General features: G+C 66.2%; 10 protein-coding genes and 2 pseudogenes. 8 read left to right on the top strand and 4 right to left on the bottom strand.

Translation table 11 applies throughout. From position 1 onward, the window contains the following. Window positions 1–25: 25 nt before the first annotated feature. Window positions 26–1,468 carry a lipase maturation factor family protein gene (locus tag MAAFP003_RS01940; protein WP_096283956.1) on the top strand — a complete coding sequence of 481 codons (1,443 nt, stop codon included), beginning with the start codon at window positions 26–28 and terminating at the stop codon, window positions 1,466–1,468. A gap of 37 nt (window positions 1,469–1,505) precedes the next feature. On the opposite strand, the gene MAAFP003_RS01935 is transcribed toward MAAFP003_RS01940, so the two are convergent. Then, on the bottom strand, window positions 1,506–3,152 hold the full coding sequence (locus MAAFP003_RS01935; RefSeq protein ID WP_096283954.1) for an acetolactate synthase large subunit: 1,647 nt from the start codon (window positions 3,150–3,152) through the stop codon (window positions 1,506–1,508). An 81-nt stretch (window positions 3,153–3,233) separates the two neighbouring features. Between MAAFP003_RS01935 and MAAFP003_RS01930 the strand changes: the two genes are divergently transcribed. Beyond that, window positions 3,234–4,649, top strand: coding sequence for an NADP-dependent succinic semialdehyde dehydrogenase (locus MAAFP003_RS01930; protein ID WP_096283952.1), 1,416 nt, complete (start codon window positions 3,234–3,236; stop codon window positions 4,647–4,649). 7 nt (window positions 4,650–4,656) lie between these two features. Here the strand turns inward: MAAFP003_RS01930 and MAAFP003_RS01925 are convergent, their stop codons facing one another. Both MAAFP003_RS01925 and MAAFP003_RS01920 read right to left on the bottom strand, forming a co-directional pair. Then, a complete protein-coding gene (locus MAAFP003_RS01925; protein ID WP_096283950.1) occupies window positions 4,657–5,592 on the bottom strand; it encodes a R2-like ligand-binding oxidase in 936 nt (311 codons plus the stop codon). Continuing rightward, complete coding sequence (locus tag MAAFP003_RS01920) at window positions 5,589–6,284, bottom strand: TetR/AcrR family transcriptional regulator (RefSeq protein WP_096283948.1); 696 nt, start codon at window positions 6,282–6,284, stop codon at window positions 5,589–5,591. Before MAAFP003_RS01920 ends, MAAFP003_RS01925 begins: the two co-directional genes overlap by 4 nt. A 131-nt stretch (window positions 6,285–6,415) precedes the next feature. On the opposite strand from MAAFP003_RS01920, the gene MAAFP003_RS01915 reads away from it, so the two are divergent. The 6 genes and pseudogenes from MAAFP003_RS01915 to MAAFP003_RS01890 all read left to right on the top strand — a co-directional run. Then, window positions 6,416–7,060 carry a S1 family peptidase gene (locus MAAFP003_RS01915; RefSeq protein ID WP_096290818.1) on the top strand — a complete coding sequence of 215 codons (645 nt, stop codon included), beginning with the start codon at window positions 6,416–6,418 and terminating at the stop codon, window positions 7,058–7,060. Window positions 7,061–7,211: 151 nt separating this feature from the next. Next, window positions 7,212–9,833, top strand: a complete 2,622-nt coding sequence (locus MAAFP003_RS29855; protein ID WP_096283946.1) for a helix-turn-helix transcriptional regulator — start codon at window positions 7,212–7,214, stop codon at window positions 9,831–9,833. Between the two features lie 127 nt (window positions 9,834–9,960). Further along, window positions 9,961–10,299, top strand: a pseudogene (locus MAAFP003_RS01905) (PPE family protein); the annotation flags it as partial. A 110-nt stretch (window positions 10,300–10,409) separates the two neighbouring features. Beyond that, complete coding sequence (locus tag MAAFP003_RS01900) at window positions 10,410–11,639, top strand: IS256 family transposase (RefSeq protein WP_096290817.1); 1,230 nt, start codon at window positions 10,410–10,412, stop codon at window positions 11,637–11,639. A 39-nt stretch (window positions 11,640–11,678) separates the two neighbouring features. Then, window positions 11,679–12,533 carry a PPE domain-containing protein gene (locus MAAFP003_RS29850; protein WP_279304277.1) on the top strand — a complete coding sequence of 285 codons (855 nt, stop codon included), beginning with the start codon at window positions 11,679–11,681 and terminating at the stop codon, window positions 12,531–12,533. A gap of 128 nt (window positions 12,534–12,661) precedes the next feature. Continuing rightward, window positions 12,662–13,300, top strand: a pseudogene (locus MAAFP003_RS01890) (PPE family protein); the annotation flags it as partial. 2,262 nt (window positions 13,301–15,562) lie between these two features. On the opposite strand, the gene MAAFP003_RS01885 reads toward MAAFP003_RS01890, so the two are convergent. Next, on the bottom strand, window positions 15,563–17,263 hold the full coding sequence (locus MAAFP003_RS01885; RefSeq protein ID WP_096283940.1) for an acyl-CoA dehydrogenase family protein: 1,701 nt from the start codon (window positions 17,261–17,263) through the stop codon (window positions 15,563–15,565). Window positions 17,264–17,350: the final 87 nt, after the last annotated feature.

Below are 17,350 nucleotides of genomic sequence, written 5' to 3'. Positions count from 1 at the left end.
CGCCGCTGTCCGAGGAGTTGTGGCCATGGACTGGTTTTCAGCCCCCGACTACTGGTTGGGCAGGTTCGTGCTCGAGCGCGGCGCGGCGGCCATCTACCTGATCGCGTTCGTCGCCGCCGCGCTGCAGTTCCGCGCCCTGATCGGCGAGCACGGAATCCTGCCGGTGCCGCGATTTTTGGCGGGGCAGTCAGCGTGGAGATCGCCCAGCATCTTTGCGCTGCACTACTCCGATCGGCTGTTCGCCTCGGTGTCCTGGCTCGGCACCGCGCTGTCGGCGGCCGTCGTCGCCGGTGCGGCCGACGTGCTGCCGCTCTGGGCCGCGATGTCGGTCTGGCTGACTCTGTGGGTGCTCTACCTTTCGATCGTCAACGTCGGACAAGCGTGGTATTCGTTCGGCTGGGAATCCCTGTTGCTGGAAAGCGGATTCCTGATGATCTTCCTCGGCAACGATCACGTCGCTCCGCCGGTGCTGACGTTGTGGATGGCGCGACTGCTGCTGTTTCGGGTCGAGTTCGGCGCCGGGCTGATCAAGATGCGCGGTGACGCCTGCTGGCGCGACCTGACCTGCCTGTACTACCACCACGAAACCCAGCCGATGCCGGGTCCGCTGAGTTGGTTCTTCCATCACCTGCCCAAGCCGCTGCATCGAATCGAAGTGGCGGGCAACCACTTCGCGCAGCTGGTGGTCCCGTTCGGGTTGTTCGCGCCCCAACCGGTGGCCAGCGTGGCCGCGGCGATCATTGTGCTGACCCAGCTGTGGCTGGTGCTTTCGGGCAACTTCGCCTGGCTAAACTGGCTGACGATCGTGCTGGCGTTCAGCGCCATCGACGATTCGACGGCCGCCCCGCTGGTGTCGATACCCGGACATCTCGCGGTGTCGGCGGCGCCGCTGTGGTTTGCCACCCTGGTGGTGGGCTTCGCCGGCGCGGTGCTGTTCCTGACCTACTGGCCGGTGCGCAACATGCTGTCACCGCGTCAGCGAATGAACATGTCGTTCAACCCATTTCACTTGGTGAACACCTACGGCGCCTTCGGCAACATCGGCCGTGTCCGCCGCGAGGTGGTGATCGAAGGCACCGACGAACCGCGACTCACCGCGCAGACAGTGTGGAAGGAATACGAATTCAAGGGCAAACCCGGCGCTCCCGGGCGGTTGCCACGCCAGTGGGCGCCCTACCATTTGCGGCTGGACTGGCTGATGTGGTTCGCCGCCATCTCCCCGGCTTACGCCCAGCCGTGGCTGAAGCCGTTTATGCAACGACTGCTGCGCAACGACCGGGCTACGCTGCGGCTGTTGCGGCACAATCCTTTTCCGGACTCGCCGCCGCGGTATGTGCGCGCGCAGCTCTACCAGTACCGCTTCAGCACACCGGTGGAATTGCGGCGCGATCGGGTCTGGTGGCACCGCGCGCTGGTGGGCCAATATGTTTCGCCGATGACGTTGCACAAAACGGCGAAAAACACCTAACCTCGACGGTCGGGCCGGTTTCCGGAGGGCGGAAGGCCTACAGCGTTTCGTCCAGTTCGCCGAGCCGGTCGGTCAGCCGCAGATTCTCGGAGTAGTCCACCGGGCAGGCGATCAGCGAAACCCCATCATCGGCGAGCGCGGCCTGCAGCGTCGGCAACAACTCGTCGGCGCTGGTGATCCGATATCCATTGGCGCCAAAGCTTTCGGCGTACTTGACGATATCGGGGTTGTCGAACTTCACGTAGTAGTGGTTGCCGAGCTCGAGGTCCATCTTCCACTCGATCAGGCCGTAGCCGCCGTCCTCCCAGATCAACACCACCAGCGGGATCTTCTCGCGCACCGCGGTCTCAATTTCCTGCGAGTTCATCAAGAAGGCGCCGTCACCCACCACGGCGAGCACCTTGGACTCCGGCCGGGCCAGCTTGACTCCCAACGCTCCCGGCAGCGCAAAAGCCATGGTGGACAAGCCATTCGATACCAAGCAGGTGTTGCGCTCATAGGTCGGGTAGAGCCGGGCCATCCACATCTTGGTCGCACCGGTGTCGACCAGCACGACGTCGCTGCGGCCCAGCGCGGCCCGGATGTCGGCGACAACTCGCTGGGGCGCCAGCGGGTATCGCGAATCCTGTTGTCCCCGAGCGAATTCCTCGGCGAGCAGGCCGGACCCGGGTACCTCTTCGGCGTGCTCGATGCCGTGACCGGCCAGGGCCTCGGTCAGGGCGTTGAGCGAAGCAGTGATGTCGCCGATGATCCCGACGTCGACCGGGTAGTGCATGTCGACCTCGGCCGGGAAACGATGAATATGGATGATCTTCTTGTCGGCTTGCGGGTTGATTCGGACCGGGTCGAACTCCTGCAGTTCGTAGCCGACCGCGATCACGACGTCGGCGTTATCGAATCCGAAGTTGACGTAGTCGTGCCGCATGAACCCGATGGTCCCGATGGCGTTGGGGTGATCGTCGGGCATGACACCCTTGCCGTGGAAGGTGTTGGCGACCTGAATCCCGAAGTCCTCGGAGAACCGGACCAATGCCGCGGTGGCGTCGGCGCGCGCGGCGCCGTGCCCGGCCAGCACCACCGGCCGCTTGGCGCCGCGCAGGATTTCGACCGCGCGTTCGATCTGTCCGGGAGCCGGCGCCTCGGCGCGCACCACGTTGCGCGGCAGCGGGCTCAGCTCGTAGTCGGTCTCGTCGGCGTCGATGTGCTCGGGCACCGCGAGGTAGACCGCGGCCGGGCGTTCGGCCTCGGCCACCTTGAACGCCTTGCGGAACATCTCCGGGATCGCGCGTGCGGTGGGCACGCCGTCGGCCCAGCGGGTAATCGGGGCGAACATCGATACCAGGTCGACGTACTGGTGGGACTCCTTGAACTGGCGGTCCTGGCCGACCTGCGCGGAGATCGCCACCATCGGGGTGCTGTTCGTGGTGGCGTCGGCCACCCCGAGCTGCATGTTGATCGCACCCGGGCCCAACGTGGCCGAGACCACGGCCGCCCGGCCCGTCACACGCCCGTACATCTCGGCCATGAACGCCGCGGCCTGCTCGTGGCGGGTCAGCACGTAGCGGATCTGCGAGGACGCCAGGGCCTGCACGAACCGGATGTTCTCCTCCCCGGGCAGTCCGAAGACCACCTCCACACCCTCGTTTTCCAGGCACTTGACCATCAGCTCGGCCGCTTTGCTCATCCGGCACCTCCCTGGAGGGAACGATAGTGGCAGGCTAGATGTTGGACGTATTGCCAACCCTTAAACGCGAAGGATGTCAGCGTGCCTATTGCCACGATCAACCCGGCTACCGGCGAGACAGTCAAAACCTTCACGCCGGCCACGGACGAGGAAGTCGAGGCGGCGATCGCCCGCGCCTACGAGCGATTCCGCGACTATCGCCACAACACCACTTTCGCCCAGCGCGCCCAGTGGGCGAACGCCACCGCAGATCTGCTGGAAGCCGAGGCCGACGAGGTCGGCGCCATGATGACTCTGGAAATGGGCAAGACCCTGAAATCGGCCAAGGCCGAAGTCATCAAGTGCGCCAAGGGCTTTCGCTACTACGCGGATAATGCCGAGCAGCTGCTCGCCGACGAACCGGCCGACGCCAAGGCGGTGGGCGCCAAGCGCGCCTACACCCGTTATCAGCCGCTCGGCGTGGTGCTGGCCATCATGCCGTGGAACTTCCCGCTGTGGCAGGCCGTGCGGTTCGCCGCGCCCGCTCTGATGGCGGGAAACGTCGGCATCCTCAAGCACGCCTCCAACGTCCCGCAGTCGGCGCTGTATCTATCCGACGTCATCGCGCGCGGCGGCTTCCCCGAGGGCTGTTTCCAGACGCTGCTCGTCTCGTCCAGCGCCGTCGAGCGCATCCTGCGGGACCCGCGGGTGGCGGCGGCCACGCTGACCGGCAGCGAGCCGGCCGGCCAGTCCGTCGGCGCCATCGCCGGCGACGAGATCAAGCCCACCGTTCTCGAGCTCGGCGGCAGCGACCCGTTCATCGTGATGCCGTCGGCCAACCTCGACGAGGCCGTCAAGACCGCGGTCACCGCCCGGGTGCAGAACAACGGGCAGTCCTGCATCGCCGCCAAGCGGTTCATCGTGCACACCGACATCTACGACGCTTTCGTCGACAAGTTCGTCGAGCGCATGGCCGCGCTCAAGGTCGGCGACCCGACCGACCCGGACACCGACGTCGGCCCGCTGGCGACCGAATCGGGACGTGACGAGATCGCGAAGCAGGTCGACGCCGCCGCCGCGGCCGGCGCGAAGATTCCCCTGGGCGGCAAGACGCCCGAGGGGCCCGGGTGGTTCTACCCGCCGACGGTGGTCACCGACATCACCAAGGACATGGCGCTCTACACCGAGGAGGTGTTCGGTCCGGTCGCGTCGATGTACCGGGCCGCCGACATCGACGAGGCCATCGAAATCGCCAACGCCACCACCTTCGGGCTGGGTTCCAACGCCTGGACCAACGACGAGGCGGAGCAGCAGCGGTTCATCGACGACATCGAGGCCGGGCAGGTATTCATCAACGGGATGACGGTGTCCTATCCCGAACTCGGCTTCGGCGGCGTCAAGCGCTCCGGTTACGGCCGCGAGCTCGCGGGCTACGGCATCCGCGAGTTCTGCAACACCAAGACGGTGTGGGTTGGGGAATCCGACGAGGGCTCAGCCGCTGGCGCCAAAGTCGAGTGAGCGAGCGCTAGACGGCGGCCAGCGCCCGCTCGTCCTCCTCTGCGAAGGTGTCCTCGAGCTGCAGCGGTGAGTAGTCGAGGTCGATCTCCTCGAGCGGGCGTCCGCGGGCGCTGGAGATGGTGCCGAACCGGCGCATCCCCTTGTCCGAGGCGTACTGCATGGAGTCGTCTGTCGACAGACCGAACGGCATCGTGTCGTAGAGGGCAAAACCCTCTTCGATCAGCCGCAGTCCGAGCGGCATCAGCTCGTTCATCCGCGTTTCGAAGACACCCCAGTTGGCGTCGTCGGCGGCGACGTGGCGCCGGCAGGTGAAGGTGCCCCAGGCCATGTGGCGTCGCTCGTCGTCGCCGATGCGCCGAACCAATTCCTGCATGCCAGGCAGGATGTCGCGTTCCACGCAGATCTTGTGCCAGATGTAGTAACCGGTCAGCGCCAGCATGCCCTCAACCATGTGGTTGTAGGTGACCGACGCCCGCACCTGGGCGGCCGGTGACGAATCGACCGACAGCGCATCGAGACACGCGGGCAGTTCTTCGTAGAAGATGGTGCGGTAGGTCGGCACGTCGTCGATGAGGTTGTTCAGGTCCTCGGTGACGCCGACGGCGTCGAGCCACATCCGGAACACCTGAACGTGCTTGGCCTCCTCGAAGGCGAACTGCGTCAGATACATTTCGTCGCCGAGCCGTCCCTCGGCTCGCATCGCGGCCATGAACGGCTGGATGTCCTGGGTCACCGATTCCTCGCCGGCGATGAACTCGGCACACAGCAGGGTCGCGTAGCTGCGTTCGTCGTCGGTCAGACGTTCCCAGTCTTCGCGATCGCGCGAGAAGTCGATGGCCGCCGGATCCCAGAATTTCGCATTGCCGCCCGCAAAGAGCTTGAGCGGCAAGCTATCCCAGTTGAGACCGCCCTGGGACATTGAGGCAACTCGGGTTCGATTCATGATGTGACCTCCTCGGATCGCAATGGGGCTGGGTGAACGGAGGCATTCGGCGCTGCCGCGAAGGCGGCGGCGAGCACCGCGACGAGCCTGCGCACCGCCAGCGCGGGCTGCTCGGGGCTGGGCTCGTCGAGGCCGAGGATCGGGTCCAGGCCGCGCATGTAGGGCGCCAGCGCCAGGTGCGGGAAGATCAGCAGCAGCAACGACAGCAACACGTCGGTGTCGGCATCGGTGCGCAAATCGCCGCGCTTCTGGGCGCCTTGCACCAACGGTCGCAGCACCTCCAGATAGTGGCGGTGGATGACGCTGCGCACGCTGACGCGGGCGTCGGTGTCGACCTCCAGGGTCGCCGCGGCATGCAGCGAACGCTCGTGCGGATGTTCGGCGAAGTAGGCGACCCAGCCGTCGAGCAGCTCGGTGAGGAATTCGAAGAACGGCCGGTCGGGGTCGAGCTCGTGGATCAGGTCTTCCATGCAGACGCGCACCCGTTGGCTGCCGATGTCGGCGATGAACGCGAACAAGTCGCGCTTGTCCGCGAAGTACTGGAAGAGACTGCCCTTGGCGACGCCGGCCCGGCGCGCGATGACGTTCAGGCTGCCGCCGGAAAATCCGTGTGCCCCGAATTCGTCCTCCGCGGCCTCGATGATCGCCGCGCGACGAGCGGGGTCAACCCGCGCCCATGTCACCGTTGGCATCGGACCTCCTTGTCTGGATGACCACTGGTCATATTAACGTGAGCTGCATCACAGTCAAGCCCCAGTATGACTCGCGCGCGGCGATTACGCTTCCGCTCGGACACGAGCGCAAAGGGGGCGAGTTGGTGACAATGGCCTGTCGGACGGTAATCGCCACCGTGCTGATGTTGCTGACCGCCGCGCCGGCCCACGCGCAGTCACCGCCCACTCCCGGCATCAAGATCAACGACGAAACCAGCTTCTGCACTTCGGCTTTCACCGCCGAGGGCGACGACGGCAGCTACTACCTGATGACCAGCGGGCACTGCGACGCCCATGACGGTTCGGTCTGGACCTACGGCGCGGACGACACCCCGCTGGGCAGACTCGTCAAAGGCGAATACGAAGAAACCCCGGAGGGATCTCAGACCAAGGACGCGGCGCTGATCAAACTCGAGCCCAGCGTGGGTGCGCCGTCGGGTGACATCGCCGGGAAGTATCCGGTGCGTGACGCGTTGAGCGTTTCCCAGATCAAGGTCGGCACCCAGATGTGCAAGGTCGGTGCGGTCACCGGCGAAACGTGCGGGCCCATCACGAACATCGAGGGCACCTCGGTGGTGGAAGCCGACCTGCGCTGTCTGGGCGGCGACAGCGGCAGCCCCGGGTTCGTCAAGAACCCCGATGGCACCGCGAGCGCGATCGGCATTCTGACCTCAGCCCTGGATGACGACCACACGACCTACTTCATCATCGTGGCGCCGTTGCTCACCAAATGGGGCTTGCGCCTGCTGCCCTGACGGTGCACTCTGCGCGGATTTGCCAGCCGCTGAGCCAAGGGTCGAGAAATGTTGCGGCGCTGTGAAAATCGGCGCCCGGTTCGACCCCGTTCGAGCGCCAAGTCGATCCGATCTCCAGCGAGGATTCAATTTGCTGGCTAATATTCTCGTGATGTTGGACCACTGGCCCATCGTCGGCAGAAGTAGGGAGATCGACGAGTTCAGCCAACTCTTCGCAACCACAAGGGGGTTGCGCGGTGTCGCATTGGCCGGCAAGGCCGGCGTGGGCAAATCACGGCTGGCCCGCGAGGCGGTCCGGGCGGCCGCCGACGCCGGGTGGACGGTGCGCAGCACGGCCGCGACCGTTACCCACCGGCCAATTCCATTGGCCGCCTTCGCGTTATGGACCGATGATGCGCAGGGCGCACCCCATGCGCTGGCCCGCCGAGTCGTCGATGCACTGACCGCGGGCACGCAGCCGGACCGCCTGCTCGTCTTCGTCGACGACGCCCATCTGCTCGACGATCTCTCGGCCCTGGTCCTGCATCAACTCGTGCAGTTGCAGGCCGCCACGGTGCTCGTCACGATTCGGACCGGCGAGCCGGCTCCGGCCGCGGTGACGGCGCTCTGGAAAGACGGGTTGGTGGCCCGCCGGGAAATCGACCCGTTGACCCGCGATCAGACCGACGAACTGCTGTGGGCGGTATCGGGGTACGCACCCGATCGGCAGTGCGGGGACGAATTGTGGCGACTGACGCGCGGAAATGTGTTGTTCCTGCGGCAATTGGTCGAACAGGAGTTTTATGCGGGACGGCTGGTGACCGACGCTGGCGTGCTGCGCTGGCAGGGCAACCTGCGCCTGTCGTCGTCGTTGGCCGAGCTGGTGGACGCACAGATCGGCGCCATTCCCGATGAAGTACGCGACGTCGTCGATCTGGTGGCTATTTCCGAACCCGTCGACTGGCAATGCTTGAAAATGCTCGCCGAGCAGGACGCGATCGAGGAGGCCGAGCAGCGCGAATTGATCCGGTTGTCCGGCGACGACGTGTACATCGGCCACCCCATGTTCGCCGAGGTGCGCCTGAATCGCTGCGGCTCCTCGCGGCTGCGACGCCTGCGCGGTCAGGTGGCAACCGCGATGAAGGACGGCGGGGGCGCGGCGAAGGTGATGAAGCGCGGCCTGCTCTGGTTGGAGTCGGACCTTCCGCCCGAGCCGGACGTGCTGCTCTCGGCGGCCACGGCGGCGAGTTCGCTGTTGGACTTCGAGACCGCGGAGCGGCTTTTCACGGCCGCCGCCGCAACCGGTATCGGCGCGCAAGCGCGAATACCGCTCGCCTACTCCCTTTTCATGCGGGATAAGGGAGAGCTTGCGCTGGAAGTTCTCGAAGGCGTGGAGGTCGACGAAGCAACGGAATCCGCCTTCATCAACGACGTGATAATGCGTGCGTCAAATCTGTTGTGGGGCATGCGATCTCCCGAGCGGTCCTGGCGGCTCATCGACGACGCACTCAAGGCCTCGCACGGCGCGCGCCGCTACCAAGTCCTGGTATTCCGCGCCAATCAGCTCGCGCTAGCGGCGAAGCCGCTCGAGGTCCTCGCGACCATGGCCCAGGTCGACTATGAGGACCTCGATCGGTACGGCGCGACGATGGCCTTTGGCGCCGAAAGCATGGCCTATGGCGAGCTCGGTCAACCCGATCAGGCCGTGGCAAAGGCCATCGCGGGCGACGAGGCACTAGCGATGAGTGAGCAGGGCAATTTCCTTCGTCAGACGTTGACCGAGTTTCACACCTTCGCCTTGGTGGCGGCGGGACGCATCGCCGAGGCCGCGGACGTGGCCAAACGTCACCGCCGCGCGCACCGCGACGAGCCGGCGGATGTACGAGCGGTGGTAGCCGAGATCGACGGCATGGTGATGTTGGCCGCCGGCGACCTAGCCGCGGCGCTGCGGCATCTGCCGGACAAGGTCGAGGCCGAAATGGCGAACAGCTTCCATGTGGTGAACAGCTTCTATCGCTTCCATCTGCTGCGCGCGCAGGCACTGGCGCGATCCGGCGACAGCGCCGGGGCGCAGGGCGCGCTGCACACCGCCCGGGCGCATCGACATCCCGCCTACGTTTACGTCACGTCGACCGAACTCCTGACCGAGGCTTGGTTGGCCGCATCCCACCAGCGAATGACCGAAGCGCGCGGACTGGCGCGCAAGGCGGCCGAGTTCGCGCGCAGCCACGATCAACTCGCGCGCGAGGTGTGGTGTTTACAGACCGCGGTGCAATTCGACGACACCGACGCGGCCGGTCGGCTCGAGGAGCTTGCGACGCTCGTCGAAGGCCCGCGCGTTGCGGTCGCGACGCGCTACGCGACGGCGCTGGCGGCCGACGACGCGAGCGGACTCGACCGAGTATCAACGGATTTCGAGGCGATGGGCGACCTGCTCGCCGGCGCCGACGCCGCGGGGCAAGCCGCTACCGCCTACCGTCGCGCCGGGCGCGCAGGCAGTGCGATGACGGCGGCGGCACGGGCACACCGGCTGGCGGCGCGGTGTCACGGCGCGACCAGCCCCGCCATCCAGTCGGCTTCCTACGCGCCGCCGTTCACCAACCGAGAGCGCGAGATCGCGGTGTTGGTGGCCCAGGGCCTGTCCAACCGCGAGATCGCCGAGGCGGTGTCGCTGTCCGTGCGGACCGTCGAGAGCCACATCTATCGGGCGTGCAGCAAGGCCGGGGTGACCGGCCGCGCCGGCTTGGCCGGCGTCATCGGCGGAGCATCGTTGTCGCGCAGCAACGGACGATGATTGCAGTAGTCGTTCGCTGTTTCGGGCGAAAAATGCAGTAGTCGCTCCCGGATCGCACTGTCGTCGTTTCGGCACAGCATGTCTTGTGGATTTCGCCTTACTGCCCCCGGAGGTGAACTCGGCCCGGATGTACACCGGTCCGGGGTCGGGGCCGCTGTTGGCCGCCGCGGCGTCCTGGGATGCGGTGGCCGCCGAGCTGGAAGCGGCTGGGGCAAGCTACTCCTCGCAGATCGCCGACCTGACCGGACTGTCCTGGTTCGGGGCGTCGTCGCTGGCCATGTCGGGTGCGGCCGCGACCTACGGGGGGTGGTTGCAGGCCGCGGCCGCACAAGCCGGGGTCACGGCCGCGCAGGCGTATGCGGCGGTCGCGGCCTATGAGGCGGCGTTCGCGATGACGGTGCCCCCGCCGGTGATCGCGGCCAACCGCGCGCTGCTGATGACGTTGATCGCGACGAACTTCTTCGGGGCGTGTCTCATTGACTGTGTAAGTGGTTGGGCCTGAATGGTGGGTGACCACCAGACAGGAGTTCTCAGTTGTCTCAATCTGACTCGCCCAGGGACGTTGCGGCTGCCAAGCTGGCCGAGCTGTTGCCGGCGGCGGCGGTGGATGCTTTGTTGGCCGATGCCGAGGCCTCGGGCACGCCGATCGATGGTCCTGACGGACTGTTGGCGCAGATGACCAAGGCGGTGCTCGAACGCGCTTTGGATGTCGAGATCGCCGATCACCTGGGCTATGAGCACGGCGATCCGGCCGGTTATGGCTCGGGTAACTCCCGCAACGGGCGTGGCCGCAAGACCGTGTTGACCACGGCCGGGCCGGTCGAGCTCGAAGTGCCCCGGGACCGCAACGGCACCTTTAGCCCGGTGATCGTGCCCAAGCGTAAACGCCGCTTGGGCCAGGTCGAGGACATGATCTTGTCGCTGTACGCGCGGGGAATGTCCACGCGCGATATCACCGAGCATCTGGCCGAGGTCTACGGCGCCACCGTGTCAGCAGCCACCATCTCGCGAGTCACCGACGTCGTGACCGAGGAGATCGCCGCCTGGCAGTCCCGACCGGTCGATCCGGTCTATCCGATCCTGTATATCGACGCCATCCGCCTCAAAATCCGCGACTCCGGGGTGGTGGCCAACAAGGCCGCCCACGTGGTCATCGGCGTCGATAACGACGGCATCAAGCAGGTCCGGGGGATCTGGATCCAGCAGAGCGAAGGCGCGAAGGTCTGGCACGGGGTGCTCACCGAGCTGCGCAACCGCGGGTGTCGCGACGCGCTGTTCGGGTGCTGCGACGGGTTGAGCGGGCTACCCGAATCGATCGCGGCGGTGTGGCCAGCCGCGGTGATCCAGACCTGCGTGGTGCACCTGCTGCGCTCCTCGATGCGCTATGCCTCCTACACCGAGCGCCGCAAGATGGCCGCCGCGATGCGTCCGATCTACACCGCGCCCACCGAAGAGGCCGCCAAACTCGCCCTCGAGGACTTTCGCGCCCAATGGAAAACCAAATCGCCCGGTGCGGTAGCCGTATGGGATCGCGCCTGGGCCGAATTCGTGCCGTTTCTAGCGTTCCCCGTCGAGATCCGCAAGATTATCTACACCACCAACGCCGTCGAGTCGCTCAACTATCAACTCCGCAAGGTCACCAAGGCCCGCGGCTCGTTCCCCTCGGACGCCGCCGCCCTAAAACTGCTCTACCTGGCCATCCGCAACATCAACCAGAAACGAGGATCCCACGGACCAGGAACCTACCGCTGGACCGAAGCCCTGAACACCTTCGCCATCCAATTCCCCGACCGACTCCCCCTATGACCCCAAAGATAAACGGCTACAACAACTTACACAGTTATCTTGACACGCCCCTTCTTCGGGCAGAACACCGCCGCGATCGCGGCCACCGAAGCCCAATACCTGCAGATGTGGGTCCAAGACGCCACCGCCATGTATGGCTACGCGGCAGAGGCCGAGACGGCCAGCACGTTGCAGTCGTTCGACGAGCCGCCGCAGACCACCAACCAATCCGGCCAAGACACCCAAGCCCGCTCGCTGGCCCAAACCACCGCCAACACCACCGCAGGCCGCACCCAATCCCTGTTGCAAAGCCTCGCCACGCAGCAGACCAACCTCGTCGACCCGCCCCTGCCCGCCGGCAGCACCGCCAACATCGCACCCGGCGGCGCCACCCTGCAGCCCGGCACGACCGTCAGCGTCACCAGCGGCTCGCCCGTCACGAACACCTCTGGTGCCACGCTCACCGTGGGTCCAAACGGCATCGACTGGGTGAACCTTGACGCCGGAGTAACGAGCAGCTCCCAAGCCGGCAGTACGTTGGTCTTCGTCGCCCATTACCTGATCACGAGCGGCTCATTCACCGTCAACAGCCCCTATTTCGGGGGGACAGGCGCGTTCACCGTCTCCAGCGGCTCCGTCACCGCCGGCAGCACGGGCGTCGAGGCCACCATCGACGCCAGTACCGGCCTCGTCACCGCCATCAACGCCGGCACCGTCATCACCGGCCCCGTCACCGCCACCCCCTACGCCTTCCCCGTCGCCCCGGTCGCCCCGGTCGTCTCGAGCTCGTCGAGCGCGTTGGCTGCGGCACCCGCGGCCGCCCCCGTGGTCAGCGCACCGGGCCTGGCGGGAGCCGCCGGAATCCAACCCCAGTTCAACGTCGACGCACTCATGGACGCGCTCTCGGCCGGATAACACCAATGCAGTAGTCGTTTGCTGAGGCGGCCAAAAATTGCAGTAGTCACTCCCGGATAGCGCTGCCGTCGTTTCGGGGCACGCTGGTCGGCGAACGCGCTGGCCATTTGCGACGAGAGCAAGACGCCATGGATTTCGGGCTGCTGCCACCGGAGATCAACTCGGCCCGGATGTACGCCGGGCCCGGGTCGGGACCGCTGCTGGCCTCCGCGGCCGCCTGGGACGAGGTGGCCGCCGAACTGGAATCGGCTGCCGCGGGCTACTCCTCACAAATCGCCGACCTGACCGGCCTGTCCTGGTTCGGGCCGTCGTCGATGGCGATGTCCGGCGCGGCGGCACCCTATGCGGCGTGGTTGCAGGCCGCCGCGGCCCAAGCGGGAGTCACGGCCACCCAGGCCTACGCGGCCGCCGCCGCCTACGAGGCCGCGTTCGCGATGACCGTGCCCCCGCCGGTGATCGCGGCCAATCGCGCGCAGCTAATGGCGCTGATCGCGACCAACTTCTTCGGCCAGAACACCGCGGCGATCGCGGCCACCGAAGCCCAATACACCGCGATGTGGGTCCAAGACGCCGCGGCCATGTACACCTACGCCGGAGACGCCGCCGCGGCCAGCACGCTGGAGTCGTTCGACGAGCCGCCGCAGACCACCAACGGCAACACGCCGACCAGTCAGACCCAGGCACTATCGCAGCCTGTCGTCAACGCGAGCGCCCGCATGCAGAGCTTGACGCAGCTCAACTCACCTACGACCCAGCAGCTGGTCACGACGCTCGACGCCGACAACCCCCTCGTCATCAACGACACCTACACCGTCGGCTTCACTCAGCAGCTGACGATCGGGCCAGGCGGGACGTACACCTCGGTGGAAGTCGCCTCAGGCGGCGAGCTAGTCGTCGACGGCCAGGTCAAAGTGCTCTCCGGCGGCACGCTGACCATCGACAGCGGCGGCACCATGACCGTCCAGTTCGGCGATGTCACCGTCCAAAGCGGCGGCACCCTCGCCGTAAGTTCCGGCGGGACCCTCGACATAGAAGCATCCACCGGCATGCTCACCGTGAACAGCGGCGGCACGCTGACCAACGCCGGCTCCGTCATGATCAACGGCGGCAACTTCGGTGGCGGCATCGGCCTTTGGAACTCCGGCACCGTCAACATCCAATCCGGCGGCAGTCTCACTGTCGCCGAGAGCGCCCGCGTTCTGAACTTCGGCACCGTCAACATCCAATCCGCCGGCAGTTTCACCGTCGCCAACGGTGGCAACATCACGGGCGGGGGCACCTTCATGGATGGCGGCACGCTGACCATTGATTCCGGCGGTTCCTTCTCCAACGTTGAGGTGGAAGTCACCAGCGGCGGGGTGCTCAACGTCAACTCCGGCGGCCAGTTCACGACGAGTCTATTCACCATCGACTCCGGCGGAGCCGCTTACGACAGCGGCACCATGACCATCGACACATCCTTCTCCGACTCAGGCACCCTGACCGTCAACCACGGCGCGACGTTGAACCTTATTGACCACAGCGGCATGGACATCCAGTACAACGGCATGCTCACCGACTCCGGGACGATGAACCTGGCCTCCGGCACGTCGGCCCAGATCGACGGCACCCTCACGGTCACCAACGGCGGCACCCTCACCAACAGCGCCACCCTCGACGTCTCCGGTGGGAACCTCACCGTGAGCACCGGCGGCACCCTCACCGACAACGGCGCCCTCACCATCAGCAGTGGCGGGACTTTGACCGACGGTGGCACGCTCACCGTCAACTCCGGCGGCACGGTCACCGTCGGCGACGGTACCGCCTTCGGCGACAGTCTTGTTCTCCAGCCCGGCGGCAGCCTGATCGACGGCGGCACCGTCACCGTCTCCCAATTCGGCAAGATCGTCGTCACCAACGCCAACGTGACGGTCAACAGCGGCGGCGCCCTGACCGTCGACAGCGGCGGCAATGCCATCTTCTTCAATACAACGGTCAACGACTCCGGCACCATCACGTTCAGCCACGGAATGACCTTCAACCAGACCTTTTTCGGCAACGCCGTCACGGTCCATGGCGGTGGCACGCTCATCGACGGTGCCGACCTCAACCTGGCCAACAGCACCCTGACCGACAGCGGCACCGTCGAGATCACCAACGGCGGGTCCCTCACCGTGCCGTCCGGCAACACCGTCGCCGTCACCAACGGCGGCGCGCTCACGGTCGACAGCGGCGGGAGTGTCACGGTCAGCCAGGGTGGCGGCCTGACCGTGAGCACGGGTGGCGCCGACACCGGCAGCCTCACCGTCAGCGGCAGCCTGACTGACAGCGGGACGGTCACGGTCAACAGCGGTGGCATGGCGACGGTGACCAATGGCGGGACCCTCGTCGACGCCGGGACGGTGACCGTGCAGCCCGGTGCGACGCTGACCGACGCGGGGACCGTGGCCATCGCCCCCGACGGCAGCCTGGTCGATTCCGGCACGATGACCGTCGCCGACGGCGGGGCGGTCAACGACCTCGGCGCGGTCACCGTCAACACCGACGGTGCGCTCACCCTCAACGGCGACGCGGCCTGGGCCGTGAACGGCACTTTGACCGTCAACGACGCCGGCACCGTCACTCTCAACGGCACCAGCATCATGTCCATCCAAGGCGGCGCCCTGACCGTCAACGACGGCGGATACCTGACCGCCAACGCGGGCACCATCGTTCCCATCACGCCGGGCGGCACCCTGACCATCGGCCCCGGCCAGGCCATCACGCTCGGCCCCGGCGGTTCGGCCGGGCCGCAGGGGCTGGTCGGAACTGCCTACATTGCGCCGGCAGTACCGGTGCCCCCCACCCCTGCCGCGGATCCGGGGCTCGCCAGCAGCTTGGCCTCGCCGGGCCTGGCGGGAACGTCGGGAATCCAACCGCAGGTCAACCTGGACGCATTGCGGGACCGGCGTTGGGACGAACTCTGGGGTGTGCTGCTCGATGGCGACTAGCCCGGCTGGCCGGGCGCTGGGTCTCGTACGCCCAGCCAGCCGGGCGCTCGAGCAAGAAAGCTACGGCCGCATCTGATAGGCGCCGTTGATCGGCAGCACGTGTTCCTTCCAAACCTGGTCGTAGCGCGACTGGTCGAACACCGGGCGACGGATCATCCGCATCGCAAACCCGGCCTGTGCGTCGGTGGTGGCGCGCTTGTCCGCCAATTCGACTGCGTAGCTGTTGAAGTCGCGCACCAGCACGGCGAAGATCTCGTCGATCAGCGCATCGTCCACACCCGACAATGGCGCCTCCTCCAGAATCAGCTGCGCATAGGGCACTGTCGCGAACAGCTGGCCGACGCCGAACGCGAAGTCAATGTCCTTCTGCTGCAAGGCATCTGGAGTAGCAGACGTCAGCATTTCGGCCAGCACGTCGATCTGCTCACGCAGCAGCGCAACGTTGGGCAGCTGCGCGAAGCCGTCGAACGGCGCGCGCCAATCGTGGAAGCGGACCTTGCCCAATCCCCCGGTCGGGCCCTGGTTGAACAGGAACGAGTCGTCGACCGCCTCGTCGCGGCGCCCGATCAGCGGCAGTTCGCCGTCGGGCGCGAACAAGTAGTTGGGCATGAACTTCGCCAGCAGCCCGATGTTGATGTGGACGGTGCCTTCCAGCCTGGGCAGCAGCCCGATCTCGCGGGCCATCGCCTCGAAGATGGTGTCCTTCTCCACGCCCTTGGCGGCGATCACGTCCCACAGCGCGGTGATCACTCGCTCGCCCTCGCTGGTGATCTTCGCCTTGGTCAGCGGGCTGTAGAGCAGGTAGCGACGATCGTCGGCCGAGGCGCTGCGCATGTAGTCGCTGCCGCGGGTGGCGACGAGCTTCATCGCGATCAGTCGCGCATAGGCGTCGGTGAGCAGCCGCCGCACATGGCTGAAGTCGGTGACGACGGTCCCGTACAAGTGGCGGTTGGCGGCGTGGGTGACCGCCTCGTACATGGCGTGGGTACACATGCCGACCGCACCCCAGCCGAGGTTGTACTTGCACACGTTGACGGTGTTGAGCGCGGCGTGGAAAGCCCCGGGGCCGCGGTGCAGGATGTCGGCCTGGGTGACCGGATACTCGCGCAACCCGTAGTTGGCGACGTAGTTCTGGGAGTTGACGACGTTTTTCTTCAGCTCGTAGCGGTCGTGCTGCGAATCGGCGACGAAGAATACGTACTCGTCCGTCTCGCCGATCTTGCCGAACGTCGAGACCATCCGGGCGACGTTGGCGTTGCCGATGTAGTACTTCTCGCCGCTGGCGGTCCAGCCATGCTCGGACGGCGTCAGGATCATGTCGGTCTGGTAGACGTCGGCGCCGTGCGCCTGCTCGGACAGGCCAAAGGCGAACACCTCGCCCTGCTCGAGCTGGGCTGCGGCCTTGCGCTTGGCGTCCTCGTTGTCGCTCATCCAGATCGGACCCAGGCCAAGGGCGGTGACCTGGAACGGATACCAGTAGTTCAGCCCGTAGAACCCGACGATCTCGGCGAACTCGCTGATCCGATAGGTGTCCCAACGGCAGTCAGCTGAGGCGCCGTACTCGGACGGGGTCAGCAGCGAGGCGAAGATGCGTTCCCGCCCGATGTGATCGAGAAAGTCCGAGTACCAGACCCGCGCGTGGTCGTCGGCCTTGAGCCGGGCCTTGCCGCGGGACTCGAAGAAGTCGACGGTGGCGGCCATGATCTCGCCCGACCGAGCGTCGGGGTATTTACGGGTCAACTGGTTGGGGTTGAGCAGCATGCGGCAGACGGTACGCCGATGTGCGGGGTCGCGGTATCAGCCCAAGGTGCGCCGCGAAATCCGCATTGTCATCGCAATTGCCTCTGT

The organism is Mycobacterium ahvazicum, from assembly GCF_900176255.2.
In the GTDB taxonomy this organism is placed as follows: Bacteria; Actinomycetota; Actinomycetes; order Mycobacteriales; family Mycobacteriaceae; genus Mycobacterium; species Mycobacterium ahvazicum.
Note: the sequence above shows the minus strand (reverse complement) of the source record. Positions and strands in the feature narration are given on the sequence as shown.

Bases quoted from the DNA above. Each gene is read 5' to 3' on its own strand.
- MAAFP003_RS01925 (WP_096283950.1), bottom strand. From the start codon at position 5,592: ATGAATCGAACCCGAGTTGCCTCAATGTCCCAGGGCGGTCTCAACTGG.
- MAAFP003_RS01940 (WP_096283956.1), top strand. From the start codon at position 26: ATGGACTGGTTTTCAGCCCCCGACTACTGGTTGGGCAGGTTCGTGCTC.
- MAAFP003_RS29855 (WP_096283946.1), top strand. From the start codon at position 7,212: ATGTTGGACCACTGGCCCATCGTCGGCAGAAGTAGGGAGATCGACGAG.
- MAAFP003_RS01915 (WP_096290818.1), top strand. From the start codon at position 6,416: ATGGCCTGTCGGACGGTAATCGCCACCGTGCTGATGTTGCTGACCGCC.
- MAAFP003_RS01920 (WP_096283948.1), bottom strand. From the start codon at position 6,284: ATGCCAACGGTGACATGGGCGCGGGTTGACCCCGCTCGTCGCGCGGCG.
- MAAFP003_RS01885 (WP_096283940.1), bottom strand. From the start codon at position 17,263: ATGCTGCTCAACCCCAACCAGTTGACCCGTAAATACCCCGACGCTCGG.
- MAAFP003_RS01935 (WP_096283954.1), bottom strand. From the start codon at position 3,152: ATGAGCAAAGCGGCCGAGCTGATGGTCAAGTGCCTGGAAAACGAGGGT.